Origin of the sequence: Microcoleus sp. Z1_A1, from assembly GCF_036700305.1 — a bacterium.
In the GTDB taxonomy this organism is placed as follows: domain Bacteria; phylum Cyanobacteriota; class Cyanobacteriia; order Cyanobacteriales; family Microcoleaceae; genus Microcoleus.
This window is the reverse complement of record NZ_JAUBOR010000003.1, coordinates 125,243-145,958: the sequence shown is the minus strand read 5'-3', so window position 1 is coordinate 145,958 and position 20,716 is coordinate 125,243. Positions and strand designations below refer to the sequence as shown.

11 protein-coding genes are annotated in these 20,716 nt (G+C 44.0%); 6 read left to right on the top strand and 5 right to left on the bottom strand.

Features of this window, described 5'->3' with window-relative positions; translation table 11 throughout:
- Positions 1-314: 314 nt before the first annotated feature.
- Complete coding sequence (locus QT973_RS03015) at positions 315-2,522, top strand: hypothetical protein (RefSeq protein WP_333056301.1); 2,208 nt, start codon at positions 315-317, stop codon at positions 2,520-2,522.
- Between the two features lie 47 nt (positions 2,523-2,569).
- Positions 2,570-4,498 carry a DUF3685 domain-containing protein gene (locus QT973_RS03010; RefSeq protein WP_333231916.1) on the top strand — a complete coding sequence of 643 codons (1,929 nt, stop codon included), beginning with the start codon at positions 2,570-2,572 and terminating at the stop codon, positions 4,496-4,498.
- Positions 4,499-5,157: 659 nt separating this feature from the next.
- On the opposite strand, the gene QT973_RS03005 is transcribed toward QT973_RS03010, so the two are convergent.
- The 3 genes from QT973_RS03005 to QT973_RS02995 all read right to left on the bottom strand — a co-directional run bounded on the left by QT973_RS03005 (position 5,158) and on the right by QT973_RS02995 (position 6,962).
- Positions 5,158-5,574 (bottom strand): hypothetical protein, encoded by a 417-nt coding sequence (locus tag QT973_RS03005; protein WP_333056298.1) that lies wholly within the window; start codon positions 5,572-5,574, stop codon positions 5,158-5,160.
- A gap of 6 nt (positions 5,575-5,580) precedes the next feature.
- On the bottom strand, positions 5,581-6,174 hold the full coding sequence (locus QT973_RS03000; protein WP_333056297.1) for a Hint domain-containing protein: 594 nt from the start codon (positions 6,172-6,174) through the stop codon (positions 5,581-5,583).
- Between the two features lie 200 nt (positions 6,175-6,374).
- Positions 6,375-6,962, bottom strand: a complete 588-nt coding sequence (locus tag QT973_RS02995) for an SMI1/KNR4 family protein (RefSeq protein WP_333056296.1) — start codon at positions 6,960-6,962, stop codon at positions 6,375-6,377.
- Between the two features lie 380 nt (positions 6,963-7,342).
- Between QT973_RS02995 and QT973_RS02990 the strand changes: the two genes are divergently transcribed.
- From QT973_RS02990 to QT973_RS02980, 3 genes are all read left to right on the top strand, one after another.
- Positions 7,343-7,828, top strand: a complete 486-nt coding sequence (locus tag QT973_RS02990) for a CRR6 family NdhI maturation factor (protein WP_333390562.1) — start codon at positions 7,343-7,345, stop codon at positions 7,826-7,828.
- A gap of 384 nt (positions 7,829-8,212) precedes the next feature.
- Complete coding sequence (locus tag QT973_RS02985) at positions 8,213-9,745, top strand: NAD(P)/FAD-dependent oxidoreductase (RefSeq protein WP_333390559.1); 1,533 nt, start codon at positions 8,213-8,215, stop codon at positions 9,743-9,745.
- 388 nt (positions 9,746-10,133) lie between these two features.
- Positions 10,134-11,348 carry an FAD-dependent oxidoreductase gene (locus QT973_RS02980; RefSeq protein WP_333390556.1) on the top strand — a complete coding sequence of 405 codons (1,215 nt, stop codon included), beginning with the start codon at positions 10,134-10,136 and terminating at the stop codon, positions 11,346-11,348.
- A gap of 146 nt (positions 11,349-11,494) precedes the next feature.
- Here QT973_RS02980 and QT973_RS02975 read toward each other — a convergent pair whose 3' ends face one another.
- A complete protein-coding gene (locus tag QT973_RS02975) occupies positions 11,495-12,367 on the bottom strand; it encodes a pentapeptide repeat-containing protein (protein ID WP_333056290.1) in 873 nt (290 codons plus the stop codon).
- A gap of 1,283 nt (positions 12,368-13,650) precedes the next feature.
- Positions 13,651-14,328, bottom strand: coding sequence for a 5'/3'-nucleotidase SurE (gene surE / locus QT973_RS02970; RefSeq protein ID WP_333261815.1), 678 nt, complete (start codon positions 14,326-14,328; stop codon positions 13,651-13,653).
- Between the two features lie 713 nt (positions 14,329-15,041).
- On the opposite strand from surE, the gene QT973_RS02965 reads away from it, so the two are divergent.
- Positions 15,042-20,336: an AAA family ATPase gene (locus QT973_RS02965; protein WP_445305684.1), complete on the top strand. Its 5,295-nt coding sequence runs from the start codon at positions 15,042-15,044 to the stop codon at positions 20,334-20,336.
- The last annotated feature ends 380 nt before the right edge of the window (positions 20,337-20,716 follow it).

Here is a 20,716-nt window from a genome sequence, read left to right as displayed (position 1 = left end):
AATCTAAAATCTAAAATCTAAAATTGCTAGACTGACGGGCTTTATACTGTTTTTTCTGCTAAACTGCCCCGGAATATGTCAATAAATGTTTGATAACTGGTATGATTTACGTGCTTCGAGAGCATAAAATACTCGGAAGCAACCAGTGGGGCCAGACACAAACCTCACTATAAAACGCCGTAGAGGGAAAGATTGCCAGTACCTTGAAGGAAGTTCTCGATCTCCTTAACAGGAGTCAGAAGCCCACATCACAATCTATAGATTTGATGTAGGAGTGTCACATTCTAGAGCGCATTACAGGACAGGCTGAAGTAATGGCGAGACGACAATCTGACCAATTCCACACACCACCGCAATACAACCCATCCCCTAAACCGACGGCACAGTTCAGTGCAGAGGCGACAGGCGATGCGAGTTCCTTCGTAACGGCTGCGCCGACCGAAGGAAAAAGAACTTTTTGGCAGTGGCAGCTTATCTGGCTGAGTCTCCTGGTGGGATTTGGAGTAACGGGGGCCGCTGCATTTCTGTGGTTGCTGACGATGCCTCCACCGCCCAATTGCCAGCAACTGTCGCCGCTGGCGGCGGACGGAGAGCGACTTTACTGCGCTCAGCAAGCTGCTAAGTCGGGCAAGCTAGAACAGCTAGAATCGGCAATGGCATTGGTGCAGGCTTGGCCGAAAGAACATCCGCTATACTCGCAAGGTCAACATTTGATAGGGGAATGGTCGAAGGCCATTCTGGGATTTGCCAGGGCAAAAATTGAGAGGGGCGATTTGAAAGGTGCTCTGGAGATTGTGGCGAAAATTCCGAAAACCAGTCGGTCTTACCCCGAAGTAGAAGAGGCTGTGACTGCTTGGGAAAAAAATTGGCAGGAGGGCCAAAAACTCTACGATACAGCCCTAGCAGCTTTGAAAAGTGAGGATTTAAGGAAGGCTTGGGATTATGCTCAAGCTTTGTTCAAGCTGGAAAATATTTTCTGGAGTCAGAAGCGTTACAACGAGCTGATAGGGCAGATTTCTTTGGAAAGAAACGGCTGGCAGCGCTTGCAAGAGGCTAGAGATTTGGCGAAGGACGAGACTCCGCAAAAGTTCGCTGAGGCGATCGTCCTAGCTCGAAAAATAGACTCGCAGCTTTTTGCCCGCGCTAAAGCTGAGAAGGAAATTGAGGGCTGGAGCCGGACTTTGCTGGCAATGGCGACTAAGCGGTTGGGGGCGAAAGATTTGCCGGGGGCGATCGAGGCTGCTTCAGTTGTGCCGCAGGATTCCCCGCTGTTTGCGGAAGCTCAAGATTTGATGCAGTTGGGTAGGGCTCAGGCAGTGACGTGGAACCAGTCGATATCAACTCCGCTGCCGCAACACATTTTTAGCTTGCTGGAAGGGAAGGGGGCGGCGAGCCAAATAGCTCCGGGTCGCCCTCTGTATAAGCAAGCTCAAGTTCAAATTGAAAGTTTGCAGGTGCAGTTTCAAGATTTGCTGCGTCTGCAAGTGGCCAGCACGATCGCGAGTTTCGGTCACATAGGGACGTTTGGACTCGCGATCGAGCAAGCGCAAACTATCGGAATCAATCAGCCGCGGCGGATTCACGCTCAAACTTTGGTGGCTGCTTGGCGCCGAGAAATTCAGCGGATAGAAGACCAATCTTTTCTGACTCTGGCGAAGCAGTTGGCAGAAACGCAAACGGTTGAAGGACTCAAGGGCGGCATGGCTCAGTTAGTCCTGGTTGCTCAAAACCGGCCCCGCAGAATAGAAGCGCAAACTCTCTTGGCTGAGTGGACGAAACGCATAGAAGTTATTCAAGATCAGCCTTTTTTGGATGAAGCGATCGCCCTGGCGAAGCAAGGAAAACTTAGTGCTGCTATTGAAAAAGCTTCGGCAATTAAGAGCGGTAGGATTTTGTACGCGAAAGCTCAGGATAATGTCTATCAGTGGGTGAGCGAACTGCAAGTGGCTCAAGACAGACCGATTCTAGATCGCGCTGCGGAATTGGCATCTCAAGGCAGTCTAGGAGCGGCGATCGATACTGCTTCCCAAATCGGTTACGGTAGGGCGCTGTATTCAGAGGCGGCAGGTGCGATCGGGCGCTGGAGTGCTGAACTCAGAGCCAACAGTGCGCCCCCGCCGGAACCCGCTCGCGAGTACGCGCCGGAGCCCGCTCGCGAGTACGCGCCAGCTCCAGCAGAGGAGTACGCGCCAGCTCCAGCAGAGGAGTACGCGCCAGCTCCGCGACAGGAGGAGTACGCGCCAGAGCCAGAACCTTACTATCCGCCTGCGAGAGAGCCGGAACCGGAACCTTACTATCCACCCGCTCCGGAGCCGGAACCTTACTATCCGCCTGCGAGAGAGCCGGAACCGGAACCTTACTATCCACCCGCTCCGGAGCCGGAACCTTACTATCCACCCGCGAGAGAAGAGGCGCCGGCCCCGGCTCCGGAACCGGCTCCTCCGGCTCCAGCTCCAGAACCGGCGCCACCCTCGATTCCTGAATCGGTTGGGCCTCCTGATGCTAATTTGCTCCCGGAGTAATTGGGTTTTCGCGCGATCGCTCTCTAAAATCTCAAAACTAAAATCAAGTGAGTAATTTCCAAGTGCTGACGATCGAAGGCGACCCCATTTTCCGGCTGGGGCTGCGAATCGCTTGCGAGCAGTATCCAGACTTGCAAGTTGTTGCAGAGGTTTCAACCCCAACCGAGGCTTTGCGAGTTCTAGAAACTCGCTCGCTCGACTCTGGAGCAGCCAAGAAGCCCGCAGATTTGGTAATTTTGGCTGTTGAGACCCTAAATTTGCGATCGGGTCAAATAGAGGCGGTGGCATTTTGTCGCCAACTCAAAAGTTTGTACCCCAACCTGCCTCTGTTGCTGCTAGGCGGGCAGCTGACACCGGATCTGTTGGCGGAGTTACAGGCGACGGGCGCGAATGGCTATTGTCCTAAAGGTAGAGATATTTCCCTGACAATCGAAGCTATTCGCGCTGTGGCGTCTGGTTGCACTTATTGGGCGCCGGATGCGAGAGCTAACTCGGAAATAGAACTAAACGCAGCGGTGGTTCAAACAGTAGAAAAATCCGCAGTAATTGTAGATAAAAATGCAGAGAATTCGACAGTTGATACGCCAGTACACAAAAAAATGCTGGCTCATTTGTGCCTCTCTGGACTGCGCGAAATAGATGCAACTTTGGCGGTTGTTCAAGCTGATTTGCAAGAGATCAGATCCGCCGAACCGACAGATTTGCCCTCTATTTTAGATGGGGTTGTACTCAGCGGGCGCCGCAGGGAATTGCTCGCAGCTCGCTGGATAGTCAGTCAGTTATTATTTGAAGGGAAAGGGGAGAAGGCAGAAGGCAGAAAGCAGAGGAAAGAAGGCAGAGGGGAGAAAGAAGAAATTAGAGGCGAGAATTTGTTAAAGAATTCTCAATCGCAATTAGCGAAGTCCCAAGTTTTGGCGGGATCTTTGGTGGTTGCAACTAATTGGCAAGGTAGCTTGTTTGACTCGGCGGCAGCTAAATTGCAGTTTGATTTGGTGAATTTGACTGGCTTGCCTTTGGAAATCGATATTTTGCGATCGACCAAAAAGCGTGAATTGATGACTTCCATCCTGCGGAAGTTAAAGGATTTGCTGGAGGAATTGCGCTTTTCGCAAGTGCAGGAAACTCAATTGTCGCAAAAAATGCCTGCTATTTTACGGGATTTGTGGCAGGCGACAATCATAGATTTTTTTGGCAGATACTATACACTGCAAACGGAAGAAAATATGGTTTTTGATGGCAGTCAAACCAGCTTGACACTGGGAGAAAGTCAAGGGGAAAGCGCTGCTGATATCTGGGCAGGCAGCGGCGTAGAAGTTGTACCGCAGTTGCTAGCAGATGCTGATGTAGTTGCAGCCGAAATCCTTGACAAAATACCGATGACTGTTGATTTTTTTGCACATTTGCTATTTGAAACTCCTCTCACAGTTGACAATGTTTCTTGTGTTGCTGGCAGCCCGGAAGCGATGCAGCGAGCTGAAGCTTTGTTAGAAAATTTGGCAATTCAAGTTGCTAGCGGAGTGGTACAGCCTCTACTAAATAATTTGGCAAATATTGAAGAAATCAAGCAAATTTTTTACGATGGAAAGTTGATTTCGACGCGAGAAATTGAGAGATTTCGCAATGATTTGTCCTGGAGATATAGCTGGGATAGATATTTTGTGGAACCGAAAGCTATTTTTGAAAGCAGGTTTTGGCTGTTTGTTTTGGGCGATTCAGGAATTAAGAGAATTTCTATTTATGCTCCTAGAAATCTAGAGTTAGCACAGTTGTCTGGGTGGCAGTTAGCCTTGACTTTGCTGCTGGAAACCAGGGATGCGATCGCACCTAGAGTTCGCGCAGTTATTTCGCTGTTGGGTGCTGGCGTTGTTTACGTTTTAACTCAGGTTATAGGGCGGGGAATTGGTTTGATAGGGCGGGGAATTATCCAGGGGATTGGTAATTCTTTGCAGGATAGCAAGTTTGGGAAAAATGGGTAATTATTTACAGGATATTCTAGGTTATAGAGTACACTAAAGCCAGTATATTAACAGGAAAATTAAACTGTACTTCATAAACCCGGAGTTTGGTCGGCATCTTGTAGCTGCAACAAAGCTTCGGTAACGCTCAATTAGGGTTCTCCCCGTTCCCAGGCGTAGACTAAATTAACAGCAGCTTTTACCGGAGTTTTCCCAACATCAGACCAAGTGTCCTTCGAGAGTAAAGCCGAGGTAATGTACTCCGAGGCTGCATTTTCATCTCTCTCTTCAAAGGTGACGAAGCTTGTGGGATAGATGCTTAAAGTTTGGTAGTCTGTGCGGGGTAGTGCTTCAAAGTATTTGCGGATAACAGCGGGAATTTTGGTGTCTTCTAAAGGTTGTGCGCTCAGAGATTCGATGAAGGTGATGGCGTTCGATTGAGCGACGATGTTGATGCCGTCGCGGGGGAGTTTTAAAAGTGCATCGGATTATAAATCTTATGCTTTGAGCTTGTAGATATAGCAATCCTAAATCATTTGTGAATTTCTTACTCCCTCCCCGCGGCTTCGGGGAGGGTTGGGGTGGGTAAAAAATTTATGACTCATTTAGGATTGCGATAGTTAAAATTTGATGCTCTTGGGTAGTTGGTACTGGCGAGTAGAGCAATTACACTAACTAATTTAACCTGTACACGCAAATATTAGGGAATAATTAGGAGGTGCTAATAAAGAATTTCCTCCCACATCGTCTAGGTGAAAATGGTCACCTTTTTTACTATCATGAGGGAAGAAATTTACCAATGACCTACCCAGTATATTAAAAGCAGATTTAGAACCTTCAAAAATCAGACGATTATTAGTGATACAAATTTTAATTAAACTTTTTCCCCCCGGACTTTCCATTGGTAATAACTTTATTGAAATGGCTTCCAAGTTTTCAGGATAAAACTTGGACTTTACTTGCTCTGCATGAATAGTTAAATCTTGACTAATTCCAAGGAAAAGCGTTCCCAGTTTGCTTAGACCGCTTGCCGAATCAGATATTTGTATTTCTGGTTCGTTCCAATTACCATCAAATAAAATATACATAGCTTGCATCCTTATTTAGTAATCTGTTGGCGTAATTGTTGTTGGGTCAATTGGAATATGAGGATCTGCTAAAGCACCCCCTTGAATAACACCGTCAAACTGTGTTTGAAGATTAAGATGCGATCCTAACTGCTGTACATGAGGAGTGTTAGAATTTACATCAAAACCTACACGTCGTGTGACTCTTGTACCCGTAGTATTTGCAAACTCTTGAATTGCTTGAACACCAGTCGGAGTTTCAATGAATCGCGTTGGTACATCGGGTTCCAGAAACTGCTCAGCTCTTTCAAGGGCTTCATCAAGGCTGATTGGATCTCCACCTCCAGCACAAGTATTATGAACCAGCACCCCCAACTCCGAGACAAAGTAAGTCGGGATACCCTCAACATTAAAATTGTCAACCTCAAACGGTCCTTCCCGCTTCTCAACCCGATCGACCTCAACAACCCGACCATCTCCAGTCTGCAACAACGACCCAACAACTAAATCCTTCGCCTCAATCCACCCTTTATCCGGTATCCAGAAAGGATGTTCTCCCGTAGTAGAAATTACCTCCCCATCTGCATAAAGGTCAACCAGCACATGAGTTTCCCGTACAAAAGTCTCCAAAACCTGCCGCGTCTCAATCCCCCGGAAATTTTCTATTTAAGGAGTTCTCAAAAGTTGATTGCATCGCTCTAGTACCATTAGCTCAATCTTAGGTAACATTTCTTGAAGATAGTCATCTTCTTTGCCTGCATAGGGAATCAGTTTGAAATTGGCTTCAATCTTTTGCAAAAAATCTATAATGTTTTCAGGTTTTCGGGCATCTAAATAATTTCATGCCAAAATTCACTATCTGTGGTAGAGCCTACAATTTCAGGAATTTTCATTAATATATCTTTACTATTGTCGCCAGTTCTACTTCGTATGTATATAGTTGCAGCAGCTTGAAAAAAAATAGTAAAATCCGAAGCTATTAATTTAGAGTCTTGATAAGATTGCCATCTAGCATAAGCCATTATTTGTGCAGTCTCAGTGTTTAATAAAATCACGTATCCATCAGAACCTGCTATTAATAAATAGTTATAGGGACGTTCGCCAATTCCCCACCAACGTAAAACAGTTTCTTGCTTTATATTATTTTTGACAAGATATTCTGCATAATTTTCCTTATTACCAAACCAAACTCCACCTAATGTTAGGTTGCCGCAATCATATTGAAGAATAATTTGTTGAAAAGATTCTGGAAGTTTTGTTTTCAAAATAGATTCCACTTGTTTTAAAGTTTCAATATTTATGTTAGATTGCTTTATGATTAAATCACTAAAATCCGATCTAATCTCAGTCGGAATTCCCAGAAAAAGCTGTTTCATTTTTTCTATAATTTCAGGCAATTTAAATAATAAATTTTCCATATCTTGAATATCTTTTTATTTTTATTTGTGGTGAAATGATCCACCTAAACCAATGTGAGTACCTTGGGGAACTGGGATAGCATGAGCACCTAGATCTACATAGGGATCGGTTTTGGTGATTTGTTGATTTATTAATGATTAATAGCAATTTTTTCGGTAATTAGGGGATTTTCCATTGCTGACACATTGATTTTATTGCATTTGCCTTATTCCTTATTTTTTATTCCTTATTCCTCCTTCGTTCTTGCTTCTGCTATAAAATGTTTATGGCTGGTGGTATTATAACTAAATGCTATCCAGTTGACAATCAAGCAATTGGGTCTCTTTCCCCCGGATTCATCGGTAGAAGCAAACTAAAATCTAACATAGGTTGACATTTTATGAGTATTATGATAGCGATAGATGCCGATCGCATAAACAGTTTAGATTTGTCTCCGGTGCGGACTGCGATCGAAAAGTGGCTGGCCGAAGGAGCGATCGCCCAAAACGAACAACAGCTACAATTTGAAATTGAGTATCCGCGCGAAGAGTTAGATCCGCGAGAAATTTCGGAAATTCCCGAAGTGCGGCTGTGGTTTATTCGCTTGGATGCTTGTTATCCTTGGCTGCCATTTTTGCTGGATTGGAAAGCGGGAGAATTGGCGCGCTATGCGGCGATGTTGGTGCCGCACCAGTTCCACCGCACCCAAGGTATTCAGTATAATCCTGAAGCTTTAGAAATGTTTTTGATGAGCAAAATTTTTGTGTTGACTGATTGGTTGAATCAGCAGGGAATCCCCAGTAAATCGAAGTTGATGGCGATGTCGCAGATGTTTGGTTATGATTTGGAGGATGCTTTTTTTGATGTGATTGTACCGCACAAATAAGCTGTAAGTAAGCCCACCTAAATTGTATTTTTTGGGTGGGCGGGACGCCCAACCCCTACTCCCCAGAAGAATTTGCTCAAACTTGACTGTAAAATTTAGATGCTTCACACTATTGTGGGGTGGGCTTCTAGCCCGCCCAAAAAGGACGGGCGGGACGCCCATCCCACAATAACAATTAAAATTGTAAGTTATTTAATTCGCGATCCTAAATTTAGATGCTTCACACTATTGTGGGGTGGGCGTCCCGCCCGCCCAAAAAGGCGTAAGGTACGCAGTGCGTACCCCACAAATAGCGTGGTAAGCCCTCTTCAGAATTTCCTCAGAATTGAGAGCTAGTTTAAATAAATAACGATCGCCCGATTCAATCGATCGAGGAAATTTACCATGAAAACAGATTACCTCATCGTCGGCAGTGGTTTATCAGCACTGGTTTTCGGAGCTTTGATGGCAAACTCCGGCAAAACCGTACAAATCCTCGAAGCTCACGAACATCCCGGAGGCTTTGGTCACACCTTTACGATGGCCAAAAAATACACCTTTAATGCCCAATTCCACTACGTTTGGGACTGCGGCGAAGGACATACAGTCAATCGAGTTCTCAAAAAACTCGGTCTCGATCGAGATGTCACCTTTGAGCGGTACGATCCGAATGGCTACGACCACATGAGGATGCCTGGGTATGCACTGGATATTCCCTCGGAACCAGAGGAACTGATCCGCCGATTGTCGGCGCTGTTTCCCGAAGCGGGCGAGAGAATTCGCAAATTCGTCAACGAAGTCGAGAAAACCGGCGAAGGACTAAGAAAACTCGCTCCTCCCGTCAAACCAATTGAATTGCTCAAAAATTTCGGGGACGTATTCTGTGCCGTCCAACACCTCAACAGTACACTTCAGGACGTTTTCGACAAGTTCCAACTCCCGCAAGCCGCCCAAACCCTATTAGCCCTGCAATGGCCGGACTTTTTGCTGCCTCCAAATCAGCTTTCTTTCTATGCTTGGATTGCCTTGTTTAGAGGCTATCAAGAAGGTGCATTTTACCCGACGCAGCATTTTGAAGATGTTATCAATTCTTTAGTTAAAGTCATTGAATCCAACGGGGGGAAAGTTCTACTAAACCATGAAGTCACGAATTTTAGGGTGATAAATAGAACAGTAACTGGTGTTGAAGCGATGGATTTGACCACCAATCAAACCCATGAATTCACGGGCGACACGGTGATTTGCAACCTCGACCCGAAAAGAGCGGCCAAAATGATTGGAGAGGAACTGTTCTCTAAAACAGTGCGGCGGAAACTTAACTATGAGTATTCTGCCTCTAACTACATGGTGTACTGCGTTGTCAAAGATATCGATCTCCGAGACTATGGATTTGGCAAGTGGAATACGTTTCATTCTGAACACTTGGATCTAAATGAAGCGTTTGCTCAAATGTATGAGCAAAATGATTTTTCTCGTCCGAGTTTTGCAATTACAACGCCAACTTTACTGACCCAAGCGCGGCGGGATTGTCCAGAAGATTGTCAAATTGTCGAATTTCTGACTGTTGCTAATTACAGCTATTTTAAACAGCTTTGGGAGAGCGATCGCAAAGCTTACAGACAGAAGAAACAAGAGATTCTGGACTCGATTTTAGATGTAGTTGAAAAACACTATGTTCCGAATTTCCGCAAACACATGGTGTTTCATATTACTGGAAGTCCGACGACTAACGAGCGCTTCTGTTGGTGTCCTAACGGTAATTCCTACGGTTCCAGCCTGACGCCCCGCAACATGGGGGTCGATCGGCTAAATCATGAAACATCCCTCAACAATTTCTATTTCTGCAACGCCTCCTCGGGCTATCCAGGCTTTGCACCGACATTTTGGACGGGGGCGCTGCTTTATCAACGTTTATCCGGCGATGCGATTTTAGGCTAAGCAATGCCAATTAAATAACGGCGATATCTCGTAGGTTGGGTTGAGGCTTTGCGAAACCCAAAATTTGCTGATATCTGTCAGGAAACGGCAATGCCCTGTCCCTCGCCGGCAAGATTTGTAGGGATAGATGATTGCCGTTTCGTACCGATAATATCGGCATTCAATTAATATCTATTCAACTAATCAATAGCGGTACAGTTTGCAGTGTGTACCTACATATAAACCTTAGAGGTAAGTGTTGTAATAGCTATCAAATACAATTCGTCAAAAGAATGCAACCGTAGGCAATATTCCGACCACGAGCTTCATCAATTATTCCCAATTATTTCATCAAAAATCGAAAATACAAAATCCACAATGGTATAACCTATCAATCTAGGAGTGAACTATGAGAATTGCAATTGTTGGGGGCGGAGCGAGCGGTATGGCAGCAGCCTACTGGCTCGATAAACAGGGACATCACGTCACTGTGTTGGAAAGTCAGCCGATTTTAGGCGGACACATTCGGACGCTGAACAAAAATGTTGTACCCAACCAATCGGAGTGCAATGAAATATTAGAAAATGGGGTGCTGGAATTTCCCACTGTGTTTTACAATTTCGTGGCTTTTATGCAGGATCTAGGGGTGCAATTAGAACCCGTGCAGATTGGTTCAGCGCTGTTTTTTAAAGATGGCACTCACTTTTTGTCTGCGGTATCTATCCAAAAGAATTTCACCGGAATCCAACGCCTAATCGAGTATTTGCGACTTGATAGTCTTTACGCTCGTTCGGCGGGATTTATTTTAAAAATGCGGTTTGCTAAACAGCATGATTTCTACGATGTGCCGCTTTCTCAGAGTTTGAAAAGTTCGTGCATCCGCAATTATTGGCTGAAGTTGCTGACGATGTACAGCTACTCGATACCGTTTGAATTGCTCGACAATTTCCCGGCAGAATTAGCGATGCCTGTTTTGCGCGAATATGGCTCTGTCAACTGGGTGAGGATTAAAGGCGGGGTGTATTCTTACATTGAAAAGATTTTGGAGCGATTTAAGGGCGATATACGGCTAAATGTGGAGATTGCCAATATTTTTAGAAGTGCGAATGCTGTAAAAATTGTGCTTTCTGATGGGGAAATCCAGGAATTTGAGAAGGTGGTTTTTGCGATGCCACCAGATCGAGTGATGAGGTTATTGTCTGATCCGACTGATGCGGAAACGAAGCGGTTTTCGGCGTGGAAAGCCAATTATGCCACCACTGTACTGCATTCGGATACATCGATGTACGATCGCTATGGTATCCGCAAGTTATCAGAATTTGATTTTTTCGAGACGGACAAGGGATGGGGATATAATGCGAGCTTGAATCAGCTTTGCGGTATCTCCTCCCCACGAGAGTACAGTTTAGCTTTTCAACTGCAGGAGTCGATCGCCCAAAAGCAGATTATTCACATTCAGAAACATCACACGCCGCTGTACACTGTCGAGTCTTTTCGATATCGAAATGAAGTTATCGAGACTAATGGCGAGAACAACACTTATCATGCGGGAGCTTATTTGGGGGATGGTTTGCACGAAGGAGCCATTACCTCTGCTTTGCGAGTCGCGAAATTAATCGGGTGAGATCAATTGTGATGCTACAAACTCTCGCAAATATCAGTAAATTTCTTGCCGGTGCAACACTCTCACAAAAGTAATGATGTCGGCATCAAAAGTTAAACCAATGCGAGAGTCGTACACTCGGATGCGAAATTAATTTTTGGCCTTGCCTAAGCTGCGACACCACGTGCTGCAGTTAAGTAGACATCATTGCTCAAAGATGGGGGGATTGTTGATCCGGCTAACTGAGTACCCTCAAAGTTGGTTCCCGTGAAACTTGCGCCGCTCAAGTCGGCTTCGCTCAAGTCTGCATAGCACAGCCTAGCCCAATCAAGGTTTGCCTGCACCAAAGAAACCCCCACCAGATTTGCCCTGGTTAAATCTGCTCCCATCAACTGGACGCCCCGCAACTGAGCCCCGCTGAGATTGGCAGCTAACAAGTTCGAGCCTTCCAGGTTTACCCCGTTTAGTTTGGCTTCACTCAGGTTGACGCCATTGAGATCCGTCCTGCTCAGGTCGATGCCATTGATATAAGCTTTGCTGAGATAGATGCCTGTTAGTTGAGCGCCAAAAAGCTTTGCACCGCTGAGTTTTGCCCCTCCGCAGTTTGCCCAGTTGAGGTTGGCTCCCGTGAGGTTGGCGCCTCGCAGGTTGATGAATTGCATGTCGGCTGTACACAAATTGGCGTTCCAGAGGATGGCGATCCGCAGGTTGCTACCGATGAGTTGGGCGCCACTCAACTTTGCCCTGGGCAGTTTTGCTTTGACGAGGAAAGCTCCGCTGAGATTGGCTTTTGTCAGCTCTGCATCGGCTAGTCTGGCTTGACCCATTTTGGCAAAACTCAGATTTGCCCTGTAAAGGTTTGCGTCGTTGAGTTCTGCTTTGGTGAGATGCGCCCGACTCAGGTTAGCTCCCGACAGGTTAGCCCTTGAAAGGTTGACGCCAACTAACATAGCTCCGCTGAGGTTTGCTCCGCTGAGGTTTGCGTCAGCAAAGTCTCTGTTTCCATTTTCGTATTCTTTGAGCAGCTCGGTTACTTCCATACGGGTCACATTCCTTATAGCGGAAATTAATCTAGAAATAAACACTCTTTATAAGTATTTTATCTCAAAAGGAGCGGACTGGATCGCACTTTCTTGAAAGCGGACAATTAACTTTATATTTATACATATACTTGGTGCTTTTTCCCTAGTCCCGATCGTTTTGAGGTCATAACCTGAAACCCTTGATTTACTTAGCCTCTAGTGTGCTTGGGCAAGGGTTGCGATCGTACTGAGATCCGTGAAACCATTATTCTCAGTAGGTAAGCCATCAAACCCTGTCCGAAGTGTTAATCAATAGTTAAAATCAATATTCTTATTGTCCACTGTGGCTAACAGCTTTTTTTAAACGGAGACGGCAAATTTGTTGTTGTTTTTGCGCCCGGTGTCGCGAAGGCTGGCATGGTCATAGCTCCATATTTTATCTACTGTCATTCGATTTTAGATTTTAGATTTTAGATTTTGGATTGACTTGCGCGAGATCAATTCGGGGGCGTGAGGATTTTAGATTTTAGATTTTGGATTGATTCCACGGATAAATCACGTGGCGGGTACCACATGAAGAAATTCGCTTGTCATTTTTCAGGAAAATTAGATGTGGAACAACAGCTTAATCAGCCCGAATTTTTCTCGGTAGTCTCGCAGCAGTTCTGCTCGTGCTTTTCAATATTTCCTTTAGTCGATCGGGTGAAAAGTAATTTCAGAAATTGTACTTCTAAGGAATTTATCGATATGCCTAACGGTAGAGGGGATTCGTTCAAGACCTAGCGGATAATATAGTGCAGATGGTACAAAACTAACAGCGAGTAATATCTGTATAGAATCACCCCCTCTACTGGCAGTTAGGCAAATGTGTCAATCTATGTTATGCTGAGTCAAAATTGAGGAAGAATCATGTCAAAAGAAAGAAAAAGCAACAAAGAAGTCAAAAAGCCAAAGAAACAACCTGATGGTGTTGCTAAGCCGAAGGATGACAAAAAAAATTATGGTAGCACGGACGGCCGCAAGTAGAGATAGCGGCCACTCTCGGAATTGCGATTAATTTTGTGTAATTGTCATTACTATCGATTTTTAACAGATTTAAATATCCTATTTTGGGATAATCCGAAAACAGGTTTATTATATCTAGGGAATATGCAGTGCTAAACCCAAAGTATAATGAAATCTGTTTTTAGCCATGAATATCAAACATTCTGTCGCCGATCGAATTTAACACCATTTTTTTAGACTTGGTTGAAAAAAAAGATAGTTCGATCGCCCAATCCCATCAAATCCCATCAAATCTATCACAGCGATATCTCAGTCACCGCAATATTACCCTCAAAACACACGTCAACATCAGTCCCCGCCGCCCGATCGCGCGATCCATACTCTCCGGCATAATAAAAGTATTCTCCCTCCACCCGGTAAACCACAGGCAGTGGCTGCGTCGAAGGCTGGCAAAACACAATTTCCGGTTCCGCACTTCCCGGCGCTAAATGCGGCAAATTCACATTCCAGAAACACCCAGACTTGGGTTCCCGGTTGAGCAAATCTGCTAACACCCGCGATGTCCAGCGAGTAGCGACATCCCAGTCAATTTCGAGCGGCCTTTTAATCCGGTGGGAAATTGCGATGCCCGGAATACCGTGCATCGCTGCTTCGCGCACAGCCGCCACCGTACCCGAAATATAAACGTCAACCCCCAAATTGCCGCCCGCGTTAATACCCGAAAGCACCAAATCCGGCTTCGCACAAACGTGATGAAGAGCGATACGGACACAATCGGCCGGTGTTCCCCCTACAGCATATTCCACGGACGATCGCCGATCGACATGAATCGGACTGTGAGCCGTCACTTGATGCCCGCAGCCGGACAATTGCCCCTGCGGAGCCACCATAATTGTTTTGCCACTTACTGCTTGCAAAAGTGCTTGAATGCCCGGAGCATCGATGCCGTCGTCGTTGGTTAAAATTATCGTCATTAAAAATGTGTCGGTTTTATAGAACCGATTTGAGAGCGCAGAGGCTGGCAACCTTCTGGTAGTTCTAGCCTAAATTGGTTGTTGATTGGTGGCGATCGTCAGTCTGAGCATTGCCACACATTTATATCATCGCATTAATTGAACAGTTGCCCCAGAAATGTGGCGCGCCACATTTTAGCCCCGCCGCATCTTGATGTGTCAGTTAAAGCGACTTGTTACGTTTGCCCCAGTGCAGCATTCATGACATCAGTGTCGATGCAAACATCTAATCACATAATTTTTTCCTCGGCTCTCCCCGATGCTTGGTGTTAAAAGTAGCAGATGATACTAAGTATCTGACGACTGAACGTTCAAACCCTCGATCGTGCTAAATTATTAGCTTGCGTTATCACCATAAGTACGAGAGAGCCGATAATAAGTTAATGTCGATTTCAATTGCGCTTTGACGCAAGGGAGGGGAGAATAGATCTGAAATCTTTATCAAAGATAGTATCTAAGTTACAGTCCTCATTTCCCATTCATAAATCAAATAATTATATACACTGTTACCATTATTACATTTTAACTCAGGAGAGCCAGATGAACGAACCCACTCAAAGCAATACCAAAGCAGGCTGTCCCCCAGTTCCTCAGTCGATTATGAGCGCCAGTCGGGAAGAACTAGATCGCATCGATTTAGAATAGTTAATGAAAAGGGTAAGGTTAAAAAAACGATCATTCTTTCAGGATACGAAATTATAGAAAATATTTACGAAGGAGTCAGAACCGTTGTTTATCGAGGGATAAGAAATCGGGATCGACAGCTTGTCATCGTTAAAATAATAAAAAATGATTATCCTAGCCTTGAACAAATCACCAATTTAAGGCAAGAATTTATAATCACTCAAAATTTAGAGTGTGAAGGAATTGTCAAAACTTACAAGTTAGAGAATTATCAGAATAGTTTAGCGCTGATATTAGAAGATTTTGGGGGTCTATCCCTTTATCATTTTATGGCAGCCAATAACCTGTCAATAACCGAGTGGCTGAGGGTAGCGATCGCTCTATCCGAAACTTTGATCTATCTCCATCAAGTACCGATCATTCACAAAGACATTAAGCCCTCAAATATCATTATCAATCCAGCGACAGGAAAAGTAAAACTGACTGACTTTAGTATTTCATCGCGCTTGGAATTGAAAAACCAAAGCATTAGCAATCCCAACTTGCTAGAAGGGACTCTCGCTTATATGTCACCCGAACAAACGGGAAGGATGAATCGCGCAATTGACTACCGCACGGATTTCTATTCTTTGGGAGTGACTTTCTATGAAATGCTGACCAACCAGTTGCCATTTAGTACCACCGATCCGATGGAGTTGGTTTACTGTCATATTGCCAAACAACCCGTCCCACCTAAAGAGGTAGCAGAAATTCCTCAAGCGGTTTCAGATATTGTGATGAAACTGTTAGCAAAAAATGCGGAAGACCGATATCAAAGTGCGGCGGGATTAAAATTTGACCTGGAAACTTGTTTGCAGCAATTGCAGACAACTGGAAAGATTGAAAATTTTGCCATCGGTCAACGCGATCGCGGCAACCAATTACTCATTCCCCAGAAACTTTATGGTAGAGAAACCGAAGTCCAAATTCTTCTAGATGCCTTTGGACGAGTCAGCCTCGGTGCCACCGAGATGATGTTAGTTTCCGGTTATTCCGGGATTGGTAAAACTTCAATCGTCAATGAAGTTCATAAACCAATTGTAGCAGCTAGGGGATATTTTATTGCGGGTAAGTTTGACCAGTTTAAGCGCAACATTCCCTATGCGGCGTTAATCCAAGCATTTCAAGAATTAGTTCGTCAGCTATTAACAGAAATTTCCGAACACATTGCTATTTGGAAAGAAAACTTATTAAAGTCGCTAGATAATAACGGTCAAGTTATTATTGATGTTATCCCCGAAGTCGAACTAATTATCGGTAAACAGCCTGAAGTTCCTCAACTGGGTTCATCGGAATCCCAAAACAGATTTAATCGGGTCTTTCAACAATTTATTCGCGTTTTTTGTCAACCCGAACACCCGCTAGTCATATTCCTAGACGATTTACAGTGGGCAGATTCGGCATCTCTAAAGTTAATTCAACTCTTAGTCACTGACCCAGATAGCAAATATTTGTTAACGATTGGAGCTTATCGAGATAACGAAGTCAGTCCCGTTCATCCTTTAATTCAGACAATAGAAAAAATTCAAGAAACTGAAACGGCGGTGAATAATATCACCATTCAGGCGCTGGCTTTGGATAGCGTCAACCAATTAATCGCCGACACTCTCGATGCCAGCGTAAATTCAGACAAAATCAAAGTTTTTTCCGAGTTACTTTTTAATAAAACCCAAGGCAATCCGTTTTTCTTAACGCAGCTACTCAAAACCCTGTACTCGGAAAATCTGCTGGTTTATCAAGTAGATACAGACCGCTGGGAGTGGGATATTCAACAAATACAGGCGATTGGTATCGCAGATTTCAATATTGTTGAACTGGTTGGTCGCAATATTCGCAAACTCCCTGAAAAAAACCAGAAATCATTAAAATTAGCGGCTTGCATCGGCAACCAATTTAACTTAGAAGTTTTATCAATTGTCAATGAAGAATCAAACTTAGCGACGGCTGCTCATTTGTGGGAGGCAATGCAAGCGGGTTTGATTCTGCCGCTGTCTGAAAATTACAAAATTCCTCTAGTCTTTGCCCAGGAAGAGTTGGCATCTATACGCGATATCAAAGTTGACTACAAATTTTTGCACGATCGCGTGCAGCAAGCAGCCTATTCTTTGATTCCAGAATCGGAGAAAAAAGCCACTCACCTGAAAATTGGTCAACTACTGCTGAATAATACAACAGAGCAAGAGCGAAAAGATAATATTTTTGCTCTGGTTAACCAACTGAATTTTGGCACAGATTTGCTAACTAATCAGTCAGAAAAAGATGAGTTAGCCCAATTAAACCTGATTGCTGGACAGAAAGCAAAGGCAGCTACTGCCTATGAAGCCCCTGTTAATTATTTGAATGTAGGTATAGAACTCCTGAGTCAAGATAGCTGGGAAAGTAGATACGATGTGACATTTAATTTTTATCGGGAAGCGGCGGAAGCCGAATATCTCAATGCCAATTTAGAACGTGCGGAAATTTTGTGCGATCGCACTCTCAAAAAAGCCAAAACAATCCTCGAACAAGTCAACTTATACGCACTGAAAATTAGGCTTAACCTCGCTAAAAACCAGAACAATTCTGCGGTAGATACCGGACTGCAAGTTCTAGAAATGCTGGGAGTGACCATATCTCAATCACCGCCGCAAGAACTCAATATTGAGGAGTTAGCTAACCTGGCAGAAATGACCGATCCCTACAAGCTGGCGACTATGCAGTTTTTAGTTCTTATATTCGCACCTGCTTGCTTTGCAGAAAGCCCGCTATCGCTACCAATTCTATATACTATGATCGAACTTTCTCGTCAGTATGGGAATTCGCCACAGTGTACTTTTGCATATTCCATTTACGGAATATTCGTGTCTTGGCTCATACCAGATATAGATTTGGCCTATCAACTTGGTGAACTTTCTTTACAAGTATTAGAGCAGTTAGATGCCAAAGAGTTTCGTTCTAAAATATTGGTTAATGTTTCGATCGGTATTACGCACTTCAAAAAGCATACTAGGGAAACTCTAGAACCCCTTCGTCAAGCAATTAATAGCGGCTTAGAATTTGGAGATATAGAATATGCTTGTCATGCTGCTGATTACTACTGCGCTCATCTGTTTTTTAAGGGCGAGCATCTAGACTACGTGCAAGAACAACAAAAACACTATATTGATTTTGCCGATAACTTGTCCCAAGAACACCAGTTATATTTACTCAAAATCCTCGGTCAATTAGTAGAAAATTTAAGGGGGATGACAGATAATAAACTGCTTTTGATTGGCAGCATATTAAATGAGGAAGAAGCTATCTCTTATTTAAGAGAAGTAAAAAATTTTATGTGCTTATTCAGGGTTTATTATGCGAAAACTGTAGTTTGCTATTTATTTAAGCAATATGAAGAAGCTCTAGAATTTGCTAGGGAAGGGTTGAAATATTCAATTTACGTTCAATCAAATATTAGCTTTATTGAACATAGCTTTTACTATTGTCTGATTCTTTTAGCCCATTTTGAAGCAATTTCAGGAGAGGAAGAAAAGAAACAAAAATACCTTATTCAAGTCGAAGAAACTCAGAAAAGTATAAAAAATTGGGCGTTCCATTGCCCAATGAATCACCAGCATAAGTATGACTTAGTAGAGGCCGAAAAAGCCCGCGTCTTAGGGCAATCTTTCTCAGCAATGGAATATTACGACCTGGCTATAGATGGAGCCAAGGAAAATGGATATGTACAGGATGAAGCCCTCGCCAATGAATTAGCTGGAGAATTCTATTTAGCATTAGGTCGTCAGAAAGTAGCGCGTACCTACATGATAGACGCTTACTATGCTTATATTCGCTGGGGAGCAAAGGCAAAAGTTAAAGATTTAGAAGAGCGCCATGCTGAATTACTCGCACCTATCGTCGGTAGGAAAAATAGCCTGACGAGTGGAAGAGACGAAACGATGGTTCAGAGCAGAACCACTGTCACTTCTACCAGTTCAGGTGCTGCAAACGAGCTGGATTTATCAACAATTATCAAAGCCTCCCAAGCGCTCTCAGGGGAAGTTAATTTAGATAAGTTACTCTCGAACTTGATGCAAGTCTTGCTGGAAAACGCGGGAGCAGAAAAGTTTTATTTTATCATACCTGACCCAGCAGGTAAGTGGACAATTGAAGCTCAATGTACGGGTGAACGATGTCAATTAATATCCAAGTCAGCGACTGAAAGTCAAGAGATTCCTATCTCCCTGGTTAATTATGTAGAACGCACGCAAGAAACTGTTGCGATCGATGATGCAACGAATAAAAGCAGGTTTGCCTCTGACCCGTATATTATTCAGCAGCGACCTAAATCTATTTTGTGTAGCCCCCTGATCAATCAAGGTAAGTTGGTAGGCATCTTATACCTAGAAAATAATTTAACAGCGGGGGCTTTTACGCGCGATCGCTTAGAAGTCCTCAACATCATTTCCGCCCAAGCTGCGATCTCCATCGAAAATGCCCGCCTCTATCAAACTTTAGAAGATAAAGTGCAACAACGCACCGCCCAACTCGCCCAAGCAAACCAGGAAATTAGCAGCCTCAATAACAAACTTAAAGCCGAAAACATCCGCCTCAGTGCTGAGTTAGAAGTCACCAAACGACTGCAACAAATGATCTTGCCCAAACAATCAGAACTAGATAAAATTAAAGGATTAGAAATAGCTGGATATATGGAACCTGCCGATGAAGTGGGTGGCGACTACTACGACGTACTAACCCAAAAAGATCGGGTAAAAATTACCATCGGCGATGTTACGGGACATGGTTTAGAAAGTGGCGTATTAATGATTATGGCGCAAACCGCCGTCCGCACTCTCCAAAAAATGAACGAAACCGATCCGGTGAAGTTTCTTGATGTGTTAAACCGCACCCTTTATGCCAATATCGAGCGCATCGACTCATCTAAAAACATGACCTTGGTTTTGTTAGATTATCAAGATAGTAACTTTACCATCAGCGGTCAACATGAAGAAATAATTGTAGTCCGTACTGATGGTAACATCGAACGGATCGATACAATCGAACTCGGCTTCCCTCTGGGATTAGAGGAAGATATTGCTGATTTTGTTTCCCAAGTTCAAGTGCATCTTAATCCAGGGGATGTAGTAGTGCTTTACACAGATGGAATTACCGAAGCTGTAAATATAAATAAAGTGTATTACGGCATAGAAAGATTGTGCCAAGTGACCAAAGAAAATCGCCACAAAACGGCTGAAGAAATTCGACAAGCAGTAATTGATCATCTGCTGCAACATATTGACAAACATAAAGTTTTTGACGACATTACGTTGGTAGTCCTAAAACAGAAATAACGCAAGTTTGTAATTGGTAATTAGTAATTGGTAATTGGTAAATTGTTTGAGCGTCCGACGATCGAAACCGACTTCACGCCCAACAATTTGGGAAATGGTGCGCGGACTCAGGAAGGTGCGATCGAAAGCTGAGCGCTACGTCTGTGCTAAGTTGGGCGATCGGGCGAATTGGTATTAGAGCTAATCGCAGGTTGAACAGACAAAACTTGCACTTTCATCGTCTTAATGAGTAATATCAAATCCGTTGGTATCGGAATTATTCATCTCTCTCTTCTCTGACTCTGTGTCCTCTGCGGTCTCTGCGGTTAAATCATTCCAAAATTAGACATCTCATTAAAAGCTAAGTCTAAATCCCCCTTTCCTGCCAATAACAGTAAAAG

Excerpts from the sequence above, each read along its gene's own strand:
- QT973_RS03015 (WP_333056301.1), top strand. The coding sequence starts at position 315 with ATGGCGAGACGACAATCTGACCAATTCCACACACCACCGCAATACAAC.
- QT973_RS03005 (WP_333056298.1), bottom strand. The coding sequence starts at position 5,574 with ATGCAAGCTATGTATATTTTATTTGATGGTAATTGGAACGAACCAGAA.
- QT973_RS02995 (WP_333056296.1), bottom strand. The coding sequence starts at position 6,962 with ATGGAAAATTTATTATTTAAATTGCCTGAAATTATAGAAAAAATGAAA.
- QT973_RS02990 (WP_333390562.1), top strand. The coding sequence starts at position 7,343 with ATGAGTATTATGATAGCGATAGATGCCGATCGCATAAACAGTTTAGAT.
- QT973_RS02985 (WP_333390559.1), top strand. The coding sequence starts at position 8,213 with ATGAAAACAGATTACCTCATCGTCGGCAGTGGTTTATCAGCACTGGTT.
- QT973_RS02980 (WP_333390556.1), top strand. The coding sequence starts at position 10,134 with ATGAGAATTGCAATTGTTGGGGGCGGAGCGAGCGGTATGGCAGCAGCC.
- QT973_RS02975 (WP_333056290.1), bottom strand. The coding sequence starts at position 12,367 with ATGGAAGTAACCGAGCTGCTCAAAGAATACGAAAATGGAAACAGAGAC.
- surE (WP_333261815.1), bottom strand. The coding sequence starts at position 14,328 with ATGACGATAATTTTAACCAACGACGACGGCATCGATGCTCCGGGCATT.